The organism is Listeria sp. ILCC796, from assembly GCF_900186175.1.
GTDB lineage: Bacteria > Bacillota > Bacilli > Lactobacillales > Listeriaceae > Listeria > Listeria goaensis.
Genome location: NZ_FYBV01000006.1, coordinates 136591 through 153010, shown reverse-complemented (window position 1 = coordinate 153010; position 16420 = coordinate 136591). Strand labels below are relative to the sequence as shown.

Below are 16420 nucleotides of genomic sequence, written 5' to 3'. Positions count from 1 at the left end.
GCTTGTCCGCTTTTTCCAACTCTTTGGACACGTAAGTAACTTGTGTACTGAACGTAATAATTTGACTCGTTACAACCTCTTTATTTTCATCTATCGTTTTATAATGGGCTTTTAGTTCTGCCACCATGCCATCACTGAAAAATTCGTTATCTATTCCTTGAAACAGCATCGGAATGGCATGCTTTTTAAGCGCGTTTAGTTGGGTAATGATGTCATCTAGTCGCGTCACGGTATCCACAATCAGAATAGGCAATTCAATAGATGTCCCCAACATGCCGTTAAAATTCCCTAAAAAGCTGACTAGAAAATCAGAAACCGCAGAAGAATTTTTAAGCTTGTAAATGGCCTTGCTTGCCAGTGAGACGCCTGGCATCCCTGATTCAATAGTGTCCCGTAGGTATTCATAACCCGACAGCGTCGTTAACGCTTTTCCGAAGCTTCCCTGTCCGAGTAAATCGTCAAAACTATCTGCTAGCTTTGTTGTCCGGTCATCTAGTTGACTGCCTTCCCGTTCGACAATATCCACGGCATGATCCACATGCGTTTGAGCGGTCGTGATTTGCCCTTTCATTTTCGATACCATGGAATCCGCTAAGATTTTCATATTTGCAGGGTTCACATCTATTTTATGCCCTTTTCCACCCGTGAGAACAGCTCCACTCCACACACCAACGGGTAAATAGGCGTCGGCATCAATCAAGATTTCTTCCCCGTCGATGTTGATAGGGTCACTATAACCCGTGTGGTTTGATGTAAGGGTGGTAAATAAAGGTACGTTGTTTTTTAAGGTGACATGCTTCCCCGGCAAGCGACTCAAATATCCCGCACTTCGTTCCCCTAGTGTTAACGGGTCATACTCGCTCATATAGTTGGTAATATCAGGATTCTTTTGTGAATATTTGCCATCAGGCAAAATCGCAGGATTATAGGTTACACTTTTCACCTCATTGTTTGACGCGACATAATTCCCAAGCCCGCCCCCTAAAGAGTTTCCTCCAACGTATTTAATGTCATATTTTTTACTCATTTTCTTGTAGGCTTTATCCGCTGCTTTTAGTTGATCATCCGGAATATTTCCAGGAAGCGTGGCATCGGTAATAATATCCCGACCACCGTCTTTTTGACCTTGTGTTCCTTGGAAAATCATGCCGACTTCACCCGTTTTCGTATTTTCGACAATCATGTAATCTAGTCCGGATTTCGTGTTATACACACCTTCTTTAACCAAGTACGCTCTTTTTTCTCCGTTTATATCTATATATTGTCTTTCATGTGGCTCTTCGTAGACCACTCTCCCACTTAGTTCTATAATATCCAGATCAGATGTTTTCAACTTTTCTGCTGTCAGCAATTCAACCTCCCCTTTCTCTATTTTTGAATATCTTCAACACTGATATTTTCACCATCAGGAAGTCCCACCCGGTCAACAATAAAGTTTTTATAAATATCTATCGTATAAACAGCTTTCGGCAGTCCAACTTCTTTTTTTAAGTCTTCGGCAATTTTATCCGCCTTTTCTTGTTTGGGTAGTCCGTCACTTTTGCTATAAAATTGAAGAGCAACATGTACGTTTTTAAAATTTTCATCTTCCTTAAGAAATAGCTCGCGTATCTCGGTCGGATTGATTTCAGGATTACTTATATAAGCATTGTAGGCATCATCAAAAGCAATACTTGTCGGAATAAAATAATACGAGTGTTGATACCCTGATGCTTGTGTCTTATCTATAGTTTCTTGGTTCAAACCTTGTAAATTATACTTTTCCGCTTCTTTTTCGGCAAATAAATCCAATCTTTTAAATTCTGCCTCATAAGCTTTTGCATACAAGCCACTTACAATTGCGGACTCAACTACACCATCTTCCGAGCGAACAAAATCCGGTGGATCAAGTTTCTTTTTCTGCATATCAAGCCCGACAATAACAGAGGTATGAAATTGAATTGGTTCTTCTGCTTCTACTTTTACAACCGCTGCGTCTCTTGCAGGTACAACATTATTCACTTTAACATCAGTTTTATATGTATCTTTCATATATGCGATGGCTCGCTTTTTAATTTCTGCTTCGTTCTTTTCGACAATTTCTTTAGACTTATCTCCGTCAACTAATCTAAATCCTTGTCCTTTATACTCCGCAACAGGTGTTGTCCCGTCGTCTATTTTCTTTTCTTTTTCATCTGACTGCCCCATAAATGAACAACCTCCTAGTAAAATTGATAAACCAATAATGGAAATCGCTATTTTTTTCCCGTTCATGGTTACACCCCTTTTCTCTATTTATATAAAAAACACCTCTTATAGTATACAACAAGAAACCCTGTTTTAAAATTAAAACCCCCAATTTTGTTGGTCTTACTCTTCTCCCACACTAGCCGTTCTTGTGTTTGTAGCGTTATAACAACCTCCATCTTACGTTCGCTTTTGCCATAAGGTCGCGCAATTCAGGCAGGGCATTCTAATTGAAACTCATCTCCAGTTTATGTATTTTTCTTACAATTTTAATAGAGCATGTTACTTTTTTATTGTTTGTGTAGATTTTATGAATTTTTTAGAAAAAAAGACATAAAAAAAGAGGAGCTTTGTTGCGATTCCCAAGAGTTAGATTTTTAGTCTAACTTTTGGGGATTCGCTCACGCAACTACTCTTTTTCACTCTAAAAATGATGGAAACTTTCAACTGGCATCACAAACACTGTCGCCCCGCCAACTTGGACTTCAATTGGGTAAGGGACATAGGTGTCAACCGTTACGCCGAGTGAGGCAGATGGTGTCATCATTTGTTCGCGCGCCTTGCAATTTTCGCGGATAATATCGAGTGCATCGTCCACACGGTCGTCTTCCACACCGATGATGAACGTCGTATTCCCCGCTTTCAAAAAGCCACCTGTTGTCGCAAGCTTTGTTGCACCAAAATTATCTTTCATCAAAGCATCAGACAGACGATTGCTATCCTGGTCTTGAACAATAGCGAAAATTAATTTCATTTTTTTCATCTCCTTCAAAGAGCTTTTTTTAATTATAGCAAAAATATCCGCCTAGACTCATTTTTTTGCTTTCCTCGCCTAGTGAATACCTCACACGCAGTGTCAGTTTAGCCGTTTTAAAATATGCGCGATAATTTCATCTGTAATCTCTTCTGGCGTGCGATTTGCGTCAATTCGAATGATGCGTTCTGGAAACATCGCGATAATTTCTTCATAGCCTTTTTGAACCTTATCGTGGAAGCTAATATCTTCCTTGTCAAGCCGATTAATTTCGCGCCCGCGACTTGCCGCAATCCGTTCTAACCCTGTCGCCGCATCTACGTCCAAATAAAAAGTCATGTCAGGTAACGTTTCGCCAACTGCGAACAAATTGATACTAAGTACTTCTTGTATACCTATACCACGTCCGGCGCCTTGGTAAGCAAGCGAGCTATCAATAAACCGGTCACAAAGCACCGTTTTTCCCACCTGAAGTGCTGGTCGAATTTTTTCAACAACATGCTGGCGTCTAGCACCTGCGATAAGAAGCGCCTCCGTCCGCGAATCCATTTCCTCATTCCCAATTCCAAGCACAATTTCCCGAACCTTTTCGGAAATCGGACTGCCGCCCGGCTCACGCGTTTTAATAAAATCAATGCCCGCAAGTCGCATTTTTTCTTCTAATAAACGCATCGTTGTCGTCTTTCCCGAACCGTCCGGCCCTTCAAGCGTAATAAATAACCCCATCGTTTCCTCTCCTTCAAGCAAGTCTCTTTTCGATTATATCATAAATACACTGCAATTTTGCCGTCTTTTAAGTGCTCTCCTCCGTGGAAATGTACGCCAGATGTGGCTTTCAAAAAAGCAATGTGCGCTTCCGTCAGTTTTTCTCCGCGAAGGACGAAAGGAATCCCAGGCGGATACACCGAAATGTTTTCTGCGGCGACGGCATGCACCGCTTCGTCTAATGCCACAAGAACGCTATCCAGTTCGGCCATTTCCGTATAGGATAGTGCCAGCTCTGAAAGTTTTGGCGTGGCAAATTCAATTGGCCTCGTTTCCCCTTTTGGCGCCTTGATTGCCCGCAATTCTCTAGTTGGCGCAAACTGCGTTCCGCTCCGTGTGAGCGGCAAAATCAGCAGCATTTGGCGGTCGTCCGCCAGTTCAGGATAGTAGTCGTGCGCCTCAAAATGCCGTGCAATTTCGTGTCCTGAATACCCGTTTTTCCGAACAACCAGCTTTAACGGATCGTCTGGGAGCAAAACGATGAAGCCTGCATCTTCCAAGTAGTCGACCCATTTGGCGCGCATTTTCCAAAAAGCTTGAAAATCATCGTCCGAATACATAGCCATGAAGCGGCGCGCCAAATCAAGCGAAGCCATCACAAGGTAGGAAGGGCTGCTTGTTTGCACGATTTGGAGGTAGTGGCGAATGCGTGCGAGCCGCGCGGAATCCGAATTAATATGTAGGAAAGCGCCCATTGTCATCGCCGGGAGTGTCTTATGCGCCGACTGCACGACCGCGTCCGCCCCGCATCTAAGCGCATCACGCGGAAAAGCATCACTTGCAGCAAAATGCGCCCCGTGCGCCTCGTCAACCAAAACGAGCGCCCCAAAATGATGAATCACTTGTGCCACACGCGCCAAATCAAACGTCGTACCGTAGTAGCTCGGATACGTCAAAACGGCTGCCACAATGTCCGGATACTCGCGAAACGCCTGTTCAAGTGTCGCCACGTCTACGCCATTTGAAACGCCCGTCAAAACATCTTTTTTTGTGTTTAAAAAAACAGGCCGAGCTCCCGCAAGTTCCAAAGCATGCACGACCGACTTATGCGCATCACGAGTCACTAAAACGCGCTCACCGCGGCGAACTGCAGCAAGTATCATCGCTAAGTTCCCACTGGTGGAGCCGCCAACTAGAAAAAAACTCTTGCTTGCGCCGTACGCCGAACTTAATAACGCTTCCGCTTCCCGAATTGCTCCTTCCGGGTGGTGCAAATCGTCTAATCCGCTTATTTCCGTCAAATCATATTTCAGCATGTCTTGCCATTTAAGTTCAGACAAAATGCCATTTTTATGACCCGGCACGTGAAACGAAAGTGGATTTTGACGTACATGTTCTTCCATTTTTGAAAATAACGGAACCTCTTCCTGACTAGCCATTTCGACGCCTCCTTTTCCAATCATTATTGTAGCATTTTTATAAACAGAATGCTTCTTGTTAAGCGTTTACATAAAAAACATATTATAATAGAGTTTAACAAGACGGGCAAAGGGAAATTTTTAACTGTAGGAAAATTTGGAGGAGGTTTTTTTCATGAAAAAAATTATCAATAGCACGGATCAAGTTGTCGAGCAAATGGTAGAAGGCCTTGTGAAAGCGCATCCAGATTTAATCGAACGTGTTCCAGATACGCGGGTTATCGCGAGAAAGGACAAGCGACCTAACAAAGTCGGCCTTGTGAGTGGCGGCGGTTCGGGCCATGAACCTGCGCATGCGGGTTATGTTGGGCAAGGTATGCTTTCTGCGGCCGTTTGCGGCGATGTTTTCACTTCCCCAACACCTGACCAAATTCATGAAGGCATTAAAGCGGCCGATCAAGGAAAAGGCGTGCTCTTAATTGTTAAAAACTATACGGGCGATGTAATGAATTTTGACATGGCGAAAGAACTTGCCGAAATGGACGATATCGAAGTGGATCAAATTATTATTGACGATGATATTTCTGTAGAAGATAGCACCTTCACGACTGGACGGCGCGGCGTAGCTGGAACCGTGTTCGTGCATAAAATTGTCGGGGCGGCGGCGGAAGCTGGGGCGAGTTTGCAGGAACTAAAAGCGCTTGGTGAAAAAGTGGTGAAAGAGACTAAGACGATTGGCGTAGCCTTGACACCTTGTACAGTTCCAGAGGTTGGGCATCCTGGTTTTGAGCTTTCCGACGATGAAATCGAACTAGGCATTGGCATTCATGGTGAGCCTGGTTTTAGCCGCGAAAAAATTATGTCGTCAAAAGAGCTCGCGAAACAGCTTTTTGACCGCATTAATAAGGAGCATCATTTCATATCGGGAGATAAGGTCGTCGTGCTTGTGAACGGGATGGGCGGAACGCCACTAATGGAACAATACATTTTCACAAACGATGTCCATGAACTTTTAAGCGACGCGCATGTCACTGTTGAAAAAACTTTTGTTGGCGACTACATGACTTCGCTTGAGATGGCGGGGTTATCGCTTACGATTTTAAAACTAGAAGATGAAAAATGGGTGGATATGCTGAATCTGCCTGTCCAAACAATCGCATGGAAATGAGGAGGGCTTACGATGACTTATGATAAAAACTGGGCAATGAATTGGCTAACTGATTTTTCGGACCAAATCATTGGAAATAAGCAACTTTTAAGCGACTTGGACCAGTCAATCGGTGACGGCGACCACGGCATCAATATGGCGCGCGGACTGACAGAACTGAAAAACGCTTTTGCAAAAAAGCCTCCAGAAACTTTAAAAGACGTCTTCAAAACAACCGCGATGACACTACTCAGCAAAGTAGGCGGCGCATCTGGCCCACTGTACGGCTCCGCCTTTCTAAATATTAGCAAAGCCGTTGACGCTGACACCCTCACCGAAGAACAGCTCATAGATGCGCTCGAAGCGGGCTTAGACGGCATTAAAAACCGCGGAAAATCACAAGCTGGGGAGAAAACAATGATTGATGTTTGGGAGCCCGTTATCCGCGTCATGCGACAAGGTGAATTTTCAAATGACGCGATTCAGACGGCCCTAGAAAAAACAAAAGACATGAAAGCCACAAAAGGTCGCGCCTCGTACCTAGGGGAGCGTTCCATTGGGCATCTCGATCCCGGTGCGTATTCGTCCGCCATACTATTTGCATCCCTTTTAAAAAGCGAGGAGGTAACTAAATGAAGAAGCCTTACGGAATTGTGATTATTTCGCACTCGGCCGATGTTGCAAAAGGTGTATTTGATATTGCAAGCCAAGTGGCGCATGACGTTTGCATCACCTATGCCGGCGGAACGGATGACGGCGGTATCGGCACGAGTTTTGATAAAGTAAATGACGCTTTCGAACAAAATGAAGCCGATAAAGTGTACGCGTTTTACGACCTCGGCAGCGCAAAAATGAATATTGAAACGGTCAGCGAACTTTCAGACAAAGAAATCATTTTATTTGATGCTCCCCTTTTGGAAGGCGTCTATGCTACGGCCGCACAAATCCAAATTGACGAAAAGCCAGACGTCATTTCTAAAAACTTAAAATCGATTGAAATGAAATAAGGCGAGGAGGAGATAACATGACCAAGTCGTTTTCTGACCAAATCCAGCTAAATAATGGCGTTTTAATGCCCAAGCACGGGTTTGGTGTTTACAAGATTACCGACGAATTTGAATTGCGGAACTCCCTCGAAGCCGCGGCGAAGGCCGATTACCGCCTTTTTGACACTGCGGCTTTCTACCAAAATGAGCAGTTTATGGGTGATTTCTTTCATTCTTCGGGGTTAAAAAGGGAGGACTTCTTTGTTACGACGAAAGTGTGGAACACCGATCAGGGCTACGATGAGACGCTGAAAGCTTTTGAAGCGTCCCGGAAAAAGTTGCAGCTCGACCAAATCGATTTATATTTAGTGCACTGGCCCAAACAAGAAACCTTTTTCGAAACTTGGAAGGCGCTTGAAAAGCTCTATGATGAAGGTTTTGTTCGCGCAATCGGCGTTTCTAATTTTGAGGCGCACCATCTTGACCGCCTCCTCACCAAAGCCAATGTTCTGCCGGCTGTCGACCAACTCGAAACCCACCCTTACTTCCCGAATAAGTTGCTGCATCATTACTTAGATGAGTTACATATTGCGCATCAGGCCTTCAGCCCGCTCGGAAGAGGCCAAGTTTTAAAAGACGGCGAGCTTAAAAAAATTGGCAAGCGGTACAATAAGACGCCCGCCCAAGTCGTCTTACGTTGGCACCTTCAAAATGACAACGCCATCATTCCAAAGTCCGAACATCCTAATCGAATTCGCGAGAACGCGGACATTTATGACTTTGCTTTAACCCGTGAAGAAATGATTATTATTAACAAATTAAACCGCGGCGAACGTGTGAGTAGCGCGCCCGATGTTGTTTATGTCCGCACGGAAAAGCCGTTTGGGCTATGATAGTACCCCTGAAGATTATATGAAAAAAATCGAGAAACCATTCCTAACACTGGAAATGTTTCTCGATTTTTTACACTAAAACTTGTTTTGTCAATCCGCTTGTATTCTAATTTCTTTGCGTTTTCCGGAATCTACAATAAAGTTTTCGTCTCGAAGGATTTCTAAAATTTTTCTCATGGTGACGTAACTAATCCCTAAGTAGTTCGTTAATATGGTTAAAGTAAACTGTTTTGGCAAAACCACACTAAGCTCACTTGAGCCGCCAAACTCTTTGGCTAAATCGGTTAACATCTGTTTGCTGCGTTCGTACGGCTTTGCCTGAAAGTTACTATAATTTCTCATCAGCACTTGGTTTAAGTCCTTGTTAATTAGATAGCAATACAGCCACCCTTCTTGGAGTCCCATTAATAATTCAAGAACCTCTACTTTTGGAAATTCGATTAATTCCACTTTTCCAATGTTTAAAGTCACAAGTTCCGAGTCTTCACTAAATAAAATAGATTCAAGGCCTATAAAACGATTTTCTCCGCGAAAGTATAACAAATTCCCGTCTTTTCGTGCCGCCACAATGCCACTTAAAATAAAGTAAACTTTTGTATTCTCTGTTTTTGAAAGCAAAACTCGGCTTCGATCAATACGGATTTTTTTCATAGATCCTTGTAAGTTTGACGTTAACAATTCTTTTAATTGCAGTTCATTAAAGTAATCATACACTTCTTTTTTTGTGTATAACCCCATCATCAACTCATGCATTTATTTCACTCCTTTTTTTGCTTCCCCCCTTAAACTCTCCTAGTTTAAATGATTTTATAGACGAATCATACACCTAAATTTCACAAATACAGGCACATTATTGAACTTTTTGTGACAATTGGGTTTAAACTTGTATTATTTTACATATTTTTTAAATGAAAAAAGGCTGCAGATTTTATTCATCTACAACCTTTAAGCATACTTTATTTTTTCCCGCTGACGCCACGATGTCTTGCCTCTTTAAAGAGGTAAAAATATTTGGCGCCCGCCTTTTTTGCTTCATATTCTAAACGCTCATTATAGTTGAAACTTTTGCGCAAGATAACTTTTTGTTTATGCCATTCTTCTTGCGTCGCTTCAATTAAATCCATCAAATACGCATCATATTCTTTGTGCAGTTTCCCCATTTTCTTTCTTTTTTTTCTACCGTGCTGAACGCTTCTTGATTCCATATTCGTCACCTCAAATTTCGTTAAACTTCTCGGCGTCCCTCTAATGCTTTTGATAACGTGACTTCATCAGCATATTCTAAATCGCCACCAACAGGAAGACCGTGCGCAATCCGCGTCACTTTAATGCCACTTGGTTTAACAAGCCGTGATATGTACATCGCGGTTGCTTCCCCTTCGACATTTGGATTTGTCGCTAAAATAAGCTCCGTCACTTCTTCGTTTTGTAGGCGCTTCAGGAGGTCAGGAATGTTGATATCTTCAGGGCCAACTCCGTCCATAGGCGAAATTGTTCCGTGTAAGACGTGATACTGGCCATGGTAGTCGCGCATTTTTTCCATTGCAATGACATCACGTGGCTCTTCCACGACGCAAATCACGCTTTTATCCCGAGAGTGATCTTTACAAATATAGCACGGATCGGTGTCCGTAATATGCCCACAAACCGAGCAAAAACTCAGGTTTCGTTTGGCGTCAACAAGTGCTTTGGCAAAGCCGAGCACGTCATCTTCTTTCATATCTAGCACGTAAAAAGCAAGGCGTGCAGCCGATTTTGGCCCAATGCCTGGTAATTTCATGAAACTATCAATTAGCTTCGTTATCGGCTCAGGATAATGCATCTTCATCGCTCACTTTCAAAAAAGCAGGCAGAACGTCAAACATTCTGCCGCCTAATCTCTTATAATCCAGGAATATTCATTCCTTGTGTGAATTTGCCCATTTTTTGAGCAGTCGTATCTTCCACTTGTTTCAGCGCATCATTTGTCGCCGCTAATACAAGGTCTTGTAGCATTTCCACGTCTTCTGGATCCACCACTTCTTCTTTAATGACAATATCTAGCACTTGGCGTTTGCCGCTCATTTTGACAGCGACCATTTCCCCACCAGCCGTGCCAGTGAATTCCATTTCTTCTAATTCCGCTTGAGCTTTCGCCATATCCTTTTGCATTTTTTGCATTTGTTTCATCATACCTTGCATATTTCCCATTCCACGCATAAAAAATTCTCCTCTTCATCATTTAATTTTTATTCTTTTATTTCGAGTAAATCTGCTCCTACGAGTTTTTCCGCTTCTTCGACGAATGAATTAGTGTCCGCCACCGCAGGTTTTGGAAGTTCCTCGCCTGACTCATGTTCCTCGGAAGGTGTATGAGTTTTCAAGAAGTTTTCACGCACTTCAAACCATTGAATTTCAGGTATCCCAATGAAACTATAATTGACTTGCGTTAATTTTGAAATGCTCGTTTCAATCGTTTCAACAAAAGATTGATTGTCCATCGCCATTTGACAATGAATTTCATGCTTAAATTTTAACACAAAAGTGTCTTCTGACGCAGCAACTGGCTCAGCATCATTTAAAAGTGCCGCTTGGGACGCCATAAGCATCGACAAAAGCTCACCCCAACAACCGCGAATCAATTGTAAATCTTTCTTTTTCGCGACATCGAGCACATGATTAATTTTCCCAACTGGTGCCTTAAAACTTTTCGAATTGTTAATCGCTGCTTTTTTAGGTCGGGCAACTTTCTCCGCGTTTGTGGTATCCGCACGAACCCCATTTTCTAGCAGCTTTTTCACATCGGCTAGCTCCCGCTTCAATTCCCGCACTTCATTTTGTAAGGCAGAAACATCGGCGCCAGACTCCCCTTGCACAATCGGATTCCCGCCCCGTAATTGGGTCAACTCCACTACGGCAACTTCCACATAAATTCCCGGGTGGTTCGAAAACCGCATTTGCGTGGTCGTCTTATTTAAAAGCTCCACGCCCTTATAAATTTGGCTTGCATTCGCCGCTTTCGCTAACTCCTGAAAAGCCTCATCTGGAACGGCGCGTTCAAGCGTCTCCTCCAAATTTGGCGCCTTCTGATAAAGTAAAATGTCACGGAAGAAAACAAGTAAGTCTTCCACCAATCGAACGGGGTCTTTGCCCTCTGAAAGCAAGCCCGAAAGGCGTTCCATCGCCAGACTCGCATCTTGGTTTAAAATCGCCGCAACTAAATCGGTCAATAAATTTTGCGCCACCGAACCGGTAATTTCAAGCGCATCCGAAACGCTGACCTCGTCTGAACCATAGGAAATGACTTGGTCGAGCAAACTAAGTGCGTCGCGCATGCCTCCCTCGGCAGCTCGTGCGATAATCATTAGCGCCTTTTCATCAAAAGCAATCTTTTCCTCGTTTAAAATGAAAGCCATGCGCTGAACGATGTCTTGCGTGGTAATTCGCTTAAAGTCGAAGCGCTGTACCCGAGAAATAATCGTCAGCGGCAACTTATGCGGCTCTGTCGTTGCAAGTATAAAAATGACATGCTTCGGCGGCTCTTCAAGCGTTTTGAGGAGCGCGTTAAAAGCGCCGGTTGATAACATGTGCACTTCATCAATAATATATACTTTATATTTGGAAACAGTTGGCGCGTATTTCACTTTCTCACGAATATCGCGAATTTCCTCCACGCCGTTATTGCTGGCAGCATCAATTTCTAGAACGTCTGGATTTGATCCATCTGTAATCCCTTTGCAAATATCACATTCATTACATGGCTCACCATCTGTGCTATTTTCGCAATTGATTGCTTTCGCAAAAATCTTCGCTGCACTTGTTTTCCCAGTTCCCCGAGGTCCACTAAATAAGTAAGCATGTGATGTTTTGTTTTGAGTGATTGCGTTTTGAAGTGTTTTAGTGACATGACTTTGCCCGACAACATCATCAAACGACTGCGGCCGAAAAACACGATATAATGCCTGATATGCCATCCTTCACTCTCCTCTAAACCTTAGTAGTTTTATTATAGCTTACTTCGGACTATTTTGTTAAGAGTAAACTTCTCCCTTTCACCTAAAAAGGCGTCCAAACGGCTGGACACCTTCCAAGTTTTTTATTCAGCATTCGGTGCGGCATTTTGTTTCTTTGCTTTACTTTCGTTAATAACCGAAAGTTCAATTGCTTTTAATAAGTTTTTCGCACGTTTCCTTCTAAAAATCCCAAACAAGAAACCAACGATCATATTATTTAGCTTTTGCACAGTACCTTCCGCCTCAATTTTCTCATGATATGAAGCTTCACATGTGCCTTCGCTTGTCGCTTTAATGGCATACGTTGTAATATGCGTATTCACACGGCTCTTTGTTTCAAATACGTATTGCTCATACGGCTTCACTTCCGTAATTGCAATCGTGGCACGAGCACCATTTGACATATCTCGTTGGTAAGAGAACCCTTCCAACTGGCGCATTTGCTTACTTTTTCCAGTTGATTGTTTTATATCATAAATAACAGATTTTATAATGGCATCAAAACATTCTTTTTGCGAAATATATAATTTTTGCGAGATATTCATTTCTTATCTCCTCCTTGTCCATCATTCTTTTTCCCTTTTTTCACTTTTATGAAGACAAGAACGACCCCAATTAAAACAATGACCAAGCCAGTAACCATAAACGGCACATTCGCTGCCCCGTTTTTCCCATAAGAAGGGCTTAACATAATGATCAAAAGCCCAATACTCATGATAAATAAACCATTAGCAATTTTCATATCTTAACCCACAGTCACTTGGAAATAAAGCACAGCGCCAATTTCCGTTGCCTTTATAGTATCTTTTGCAATACGTGCTGCTTTTTCTTCATCTTCTAAATTTGTTTCAAAGCTAAGTTTCATACCCACTTCGCTCACCTTTTTAAAAGTCACACCATCTTCATTATAATTTTCAAGCAACTCCGTCACGTAATCGCGTTTCATTGGACAATTTACAATAATCATTTTGAAAACCTCCTCAAGTAATATTTTAACGTTAAGCGTTTCACGTTGCAATAAGAAACCTTAACTAAATTTGTTTTTCGGCGCGTTTTACAACGCATAATAATCTGGCTGGGCAATTCAGACCTCCCAGCCAGAAACAATTTTACTCTTTCATTTCTTCTTCCGGGACACCTACACGGTTTGCTGTGATAACAAACGGTACCCAAATGAGGAAGGCTATTATCATATTGACTAATGATATGACCGGAGCCATCCAATCTCCCCCTGTTGCCAGGAACGAGTTTAGAAGTGGCGGCATTACCCAAACAACTGCTATTTTAACTGGACCGACCAGTCCTAGTGTTGTTGCAAAGTAAGCGACAGTAACCATAATCATTGGCGCAATAATGAATGGGATTAAGTAAATTGTATTTAAAACAATCGGCAAACCAAACATAATTGGTTCATTAATATTAAAAATACCAGGGCCGAGTGATAGTTTTGCTACTGTACGAGAATCCGCACGTTTCGAGAACATAAGAAGAGCGATGATAAGTACGATTGTACCACCAGAACCACCCATCCATACGTAAGCATCAAAGGAACCACGAACCCAATCAAACGGTAGCGCCACTTTTTCCTGCGCAGCCGCAATATTTTGAAGTTGAGCTGTTCCCCATAAGGATTCTAATACTGGCGCAAGTACGTTTGGCCCGTGAATACCAAAGAACCAAAGTAGTTGCACTAAGAAAGTAATTAGTAAGACAGCCCCGTAACCTTGTGAAAGATCAAGTAGAGGTTCTTGAATTGTTTTAGAAATCCAAGAAATAACATCCATATTTGTAATTTTGAAGAATGCCCAATCAATAATTGCCACAACATAAAGTGCAACAAGTGCTGGAATAATCGCAGCAAACGCTTTACTTACAGCTGGCGGAACTGAATCCGGCATTTTAATTGTAATTTTACGACGCATTAATTTAGCGTAGATAATCGTTGAAATAAAACCAAAAATCATGGCAGTAAATAGACCCGTTCCATTTACTTGTCCCATATTAAAGAATCCATAAATACCTGTAAACTCTTTTGGTAAGCTACTAATATCAAAATCAGCATTAGCTGCAGTAATTGCAGCTTTAACAGCGTCTAAGCTAATTGTTACTGTTAAGTTCATAACAAAGGCAGCTAAGGAAACTAAGCCCCCTGCAAGACGATCTACTTCGTAAACTTTTGATAAATTATAACCTAACGAGAATGCAAAAATAATCGATACAATTGCTAGAGTCCCATTATAAACATATCCATTAATCCCAATTAGTGGTTGCATGGCTTCAACAAAGCCTGTCCAGCCCCAATCTGTTGGAAAATCCCTAAAAAATGCATTTAAAAGTACTGCAATCGACCCCGCCATCGTAATTGGCATTGTCGAAATAAACGCATCACGTAACGCAACTAAGTGCTTTTGCGAACCAATTTTGGCTGCAACTGGAACAAAATATTTCTCTAAAAATGCTGTTAATCCGTTCATCTTAATCCTCCCTTTAGTACAAAAATGATTCGCCTATTAACAAAATAATGTGCTAACCTTTTAACCTAACTCCCTCTGAATCTATTTTGATTATTAGACGACCTCCAACTCAAGCCTTGCGAAATTCGGGAGTCCTCCTCTCTGTTTCATGATAAGGCTTTCATGGATACACTAATTTATATAGCAATTTATGTGCCAACTTTTTTGTATGCAAAACGAACTAAAAAACCTCAAAATAGACACTTTCTTTTATTTACACACATTTTTAAGAATCGTGTAAACCAAGAAACCGCTTACACACAATTGCGTGATTTTTCACAAAAAGACCTCCTTTTTATTTATGAATTCCTTATTTCGTGCTATACTAAATCTATAAAAACGAGGTGATGAACGTGGCTCTTAAATCTGATATGCCCGAAGAAAGCCGTAACAGTAAAGTCATCAAGCGCGGTGATTATTCGATTATTTTTCCAGATGATTTAAAGGAATTACCGAAGTTGAAGCGTGACGAAGATAAAAAAGAGACTGAAAAAGACAAGTCTAATTAAAAAAAAACCTCAAAAGTTAGAATAAAATCTAACTTTTGAGGTTTTTTAATTAGTCTACATTTTTTTCATCTTCAATTGAAAATATTACCATGTTTTTCGCATCATCAACACGGACTTTTACGTTTTTGTTCAGTTTCTCTTTAAATAGCGCGGTGATATCTAAAAAGTCGTCATAGCTCGAAATGTCGCTTTTTTCATAGCCTTGCAAAATGGTTGGTTTGATTCGGGTAACAAATTTATCGGACGATGTTTCTTCCGGGTCATACTTGTAGATTTCTTTCCCGTTTTTATCATGAAAAGAATAAACGGCGTACATATCGTCTTTCGTCCGGTATACATCTTCTTGCGTGACATACGCGTTATCCGCAATACTGTAATCGAGCTTTCCCGCGTAGTTTTTATCAAGTGAAGGTTCGTTTAGCTCGTACTGTTTATACGCGATGCGGAATAAGTATTCAAGATTGTAGTAGCTATTTACGCGAAAATATAAATGCTTATCCTCTTTCTTTTTATCCACGCCAATGTCCGTTGAAGAAATCGGGAAAACCTCATATAACTTTCCGTTTATTTCATAGGCTACATCATATTTATCAAGCACTTCTTGCCTTTGAAAGACACCAAAAATAATACTTAGAATGGCTAAAACGGCCACAATAACAGCTAAAATACTTAAAATGATAATGTTCTTTCGTTTTTTGATGTGTTGCATACTTTTCATCCTTCTTTATCTAGTTACGTCATACTAATATTGTAACAGTTTTACATTGCTTTTTCACTTTTTTATTTAAAAAAAGGAGTTGCGAAACTTTAATGACGTCGTGTTACAATGAATATAAAAAATAAGCGAGGAATTCCAATGAATACGAAAATTGTAATAGAAAATGGGCTACGCTGTGCAATTATACATCATGACAAGGTTATCATATCGAGCGTCGAGACCGCTCTCGATGTAATTATGACTGTGCAATACGAAAATGACTGCACACGAATTGCTTTGAATAAAGAGGCATTTGATGAGCGTTTCTTTGATTTGCGAAGCGGACTTGCTGGTGAGGTACTTCAAAAGTTTGTCACTTATCAGACGAAGCTTGCAATTGTGGGCGATTTCTCGGTTTATCGTAGCAAGGCACTGCAAGATTTTATGCGCGAAAGCAATGCGGGGGATGCAATTTTCTTTGCTCAAAATGAGGCGGAAGCTTTGGAGAAGCTGTGCGGAGATGCAATTTGAACATGAAAAAACCCTCTTTTATACAAAAGAGAGTTCGTATTTAAAATTT

Annotated in this window: 21 protein-coding genes; 6 read left to right on the top strand and 15 right to left on the bottom strand. The window is 41.6% G+C overall.

Annotated elements, in window-relative coordinates:
• The 5 genes from CFS04_RS13020 to CFS04_RS08315 form a co-directional block, all read right to left on the bottom strand.
• Positions 1–1351 (bottom strand): SA1320 family protein (locus CFS04_RS13020; RefSeq protein WP_179946384.1); only part of this gene is annotated, 1351 nt, incomplete at its 3' end.
• Between the two features lie 17 nt (positions 1352–1368).
• On the bottom strand, positions 1369–2253 hold the full coding sequence (locus CFS04_RS08330; protein WP_088810180.1) for a DUF1672 family protein: 885 nt from the start codon (positions 2251–2253) through the stop codon (positions 1369–1371).
• 397 nt (positions 2254–2650) lie between these two features.
• Positions 2651–2980 (bottom strand): cyclic-di-AMP receptor, encoded by a 330-nt coding sequence (locus CFS04_RS08325; RefSeq protein WP_088810179.1) that lies wholly within the window; start codon positions 2978–2980, stop codon positions 2651–2653.
• A gap of 102 nt (positions 2981–3082) precedes the next feature.
• Positions 3083–3706 carry a dTMP kinase gene (tmk, locus tag CFS04_RS08320; protein WP_088810178.1) on the bottom strand — a complete coding sequence of 208 codons (624 nt, stop codon included), beginning with the start codon at positions 3704–3706 and terminating at the stop codon, positions 3083–3085.
• Positions 3707–3744: 38 nt separating this feature from the next.
• Positions 3745–5124 carry an aminotransferase class I/II-fold pyridoxal phosphate-dependent enzyme gene (locus CFS04_RS08315; RefSeq protein ID WP_088810177.1) on the bottom strand — a complete coding sequence of 460 codons (1380 nt, stop codon included), beginning with the start codon at positions 5122–5124 and terminating at the stop codon, positions 3745–3747.
• 154 nt (positions 5125–5278) lie between these two features.
• On the opposite strand from CFS04_RS08315, the gene dhaK reads away from it, so the two are divergent.
• The 4 genes from dhaK to CFS04_RS08295 are packed head-to-tail and all read left to right on the top strand — an operon-like array spanning position 5279 to position 8129.
• Complete coding sequence (gene dhaK, locus CFS04_RS08310) at positions 5279–6271, top strand: dihydroxyacetone kinase subunit DhaK (RefSeq protein ID WP_088810176.1); 993 nt, start codon at positions 5279–5281, stop codon at positions 6269–6271.
• A gap of 12 nt (positions 6272–6283) precedes the next feature.
• A complete protein-coding gene (gene dhaL / locus CFS04_RS08305; RefSeq protein WP_088810175.1) occupies positions 6284–6886 on the top strand; it encodes a dihydroxyacetone kinase subunit DhaL in 603 nt (200 codons plus the stop codon).
• Positions 6883–7257 carry a dihydroxyacetone kinase phosphoryl donor subunit DhaM gene (gene dhaM / locus CFS04_RS08300; protein WP_088810174.1) on the top strand — a complete coding sequence of 125 codons (375 nt, stop codon included), beginning with the start codon at positions 6883–6885 and terminating at the stop codon, positions 7255–7257. Before dhaL ends, dhaM begins: the two co-directional genes overlap by 4 nt.
• A gap of 17 nt (positions 7258–7274) precedes the next feature.
• Positions 7275–8129 carry an aldo/keto reductase gene (locus CFS04_RS08295; RefSeq protein ID WP_088810173.1) on the top strand — a complete coding sequence of 285 codons (855 nt, stop codon included), beginning with the start codon at positions 7275–7277 and terminating at the stop codon, positions 8127–8129.
• Between the two features lie 90 nt (positions 8130–8219).
• Here CFS04_RS08295 and CFS04_RS08290 read toward each other — a convergent pair whose 3' ends face one another.
• The 9 genes from CFS04_RS08290 to CFS04_RS08250 form a co-directional block, all read right to left on the bottom strand.
• Positions 8220–8882, bottom strand: coding sequence for a Crp/Fnr family transcriptional regulator (locus CFS04_RS08290; RefSeq protein WP_088810172.1), 663 nt, complete (start codon positions 8880–8882; stop codon positions 8220–8222).
• A 203-nt stretch (positions 8883–9085) separates the two neighbouring features.
• Positions 9086–9334, bottom strand: a complete 249-nt coding sequence (locus tag CFS04_RS08285; protein WP_088810171.1) for a YaaL family protein — start codon at positions 9332–9334, stop codon at positions 9086–9088.
• A gap of 20 nt (positions 9335–9354) precedes the next feature.
• Positions 9355–9951 (bottom strand): recombination mediator RecR, encoded by a 597-nt coding sequence (gene recR, locus CFS04_RS08280; protein ID WP_088810170.1) that lies wholly within the window; start codon positions 9949–9951, stop codon positions 9355–9357.
• A 59-nt stretch (positions 9952–10010) separates the two neighbouring features.
• Positions 10011–10328 carry a YbaB/EbfC family nucleoid-associated protein gene (locus CFS04_RS08275; RefSeq protein ID WP_088810169.1) on the bottom strand — a complete coding sequence of 106 codons (318 nt, stop codon included), beginning with the start codon at positions 10326–10328 and terminating at the stop codon, positions 10011–10013.
• A gap of 29 nt (positions 10329–10357) precedes the next feature.
• Positions 10358–12082: a DNA polymerase III subunit gamma/tau gene (gene dnaX / locus CFS04_RS08270; RefSeq protein WP_088810168.1), complete on the bottom strand. Its 1725-nt coding sequence runs from the start codon at positions 12080–12082 to the stop codon at positions 10358–10360.
• Positions 12083–12204: 122 nt separating this feature from the next.
• Positions 12205–12666 carry a DUF3284 domain-containing protein gene (locus CFS04_RS08265; RefSeq protein ID WP_088810167.1) on the bottom strand — a complete coding sequence of 154 codons (462 nt, stop codon included), beginning with the start codon at positions 12664–12666 and terminating at the stop codon, positions 12205–12207.
• Entirely contained in the window at positions 12663–12863 is a 201-nt protein-coding gene (locus CFS04_RS08260; protein ID WP_088810166.1) for a DUF3188 domain-containing protein, read from the bottom strand. The genes CFS04_RS08265 and CFS04_RS08260 overlap by 4 nt, the downstream gene beginning before the upstream one ends.
• 3 nt (positions 12864–12866) lie before the next feature.
• Positions 12867–13088 carry a hypothetical protein gene (locus tag CFS04_RS08255; RefSeq protein ID WP_007472962.1) on the bottom strand — a complete coding sequence of 74 codons (222 nt, stop codon included), beginning with the start codon at positions 13086–13088 and terminating at the stop codon, positions 12867–12869.
• Between the two features lie 142 nt (positions 13089–13230).
• Positions 13231–14595, bottom strand: coding sequence for a PTS sugar transporter subunit IIC (locus CFS04_RS08250; protein WP_088810165.1), 1365 nt, complete (start codon positions 14593–14595; stop codon positions 13231–13233).
• A 392-nt stretch (positions 14596–14987) separates the two neighbouring features.
• Between CFS04_RS08250 and CFS04_RS13015 the strand changes: the two genes are divergently transcribed.
• Entirely contained in the window at positions 14988–15143 is a 156-nt protein-coding gene (locus CFS04_RS13015; RefSeq protein ID WP_162859624.1) for a hypothetical protein, read from the top strand.
• A gap of 49 nt (positions 15144–15192) precedes the next feature.
• Here CFS04_RS13015 and CFS04_RS08240 read toward each other — a convergent pair whose 3' ends face one another.
• Positions 15193–15852, bottom strand: coding sequence for a hypothetical protein (locus CFS04_RS08240; protein ID WP_088810163.1), 660 nt, complete (start codon positions 15850–15852; stop codon positions 15193–15195).
• Between the two features lie 147 nt (positions 15853–15999).
• On the opposite strand from CFS04_RS08240, the gene CFS04_RS08235 reads away from it, so the two are divergent.
• The gene (locus tag CFS04_RS08235; RefSeq protein ID WP_088810185.1) at positions 16000–16371 is read left to right on the top strand and encodes a DUF4180 domain-containing protein; all 372 of its coding nucleotides are present in this window, start codon (positions 16000–16002) and stop codon (positions 16369–16371) included.
• The last annotated feature ends 49 nt before the right edge of the window (positions 16372–16420 follow it).